The following is a 275-nucleotide window of genomic DNA, read 5'->3' on the forward strand; positions in this document are numbered from 1 at the left end:
GGCCTCAACCGTGCGTTTACAGTGCTGAAAGTCTTCGACGCCTTAAGCGACGTGGCGCATTTCGGTGATGCGGCTCATCGAACGATCCTCATCAGATATGGCAGGTGGCTTGTCGGGAGGACGCGCGTGTGGACCACGACGCAGACAGACGACACCTCTCACCAACTTTATAGGAATTACGATTATGATTTTAGGTGGATGATCGTCAAGCGCGAGGGCGCGCGACGGCGTCTAGCAAACCAGATTGAGCGCAAGCCGCGACACGCCCCGATCCG

1 protein-coding gene is annotated in these 275 nt (G+C 57.1%); it reads left to right on the forward strand.

Annotation, left to right across the window (positions count from 1 at the left end; genetic code table 11):
* Nucleotides 1–275, forward strand: a 275-nt coding sequence (locus SPHV1_RS25615) for a hypothetical protein (RefSeq protein WP_231634393.1), incomplete at both ends; no start/stop codon positions are given.

The organism is Novosphingobium sp. KN65.2 (genome assembly GCF_001368935.1).
GTDB classification, from domain to species: Bacteria; Pseudomonadota; Alphaproteobacteria; order Sphingomonadales; family Sphingomonadaceae; genus Novosphingobium; species Novosphingobium mathurense.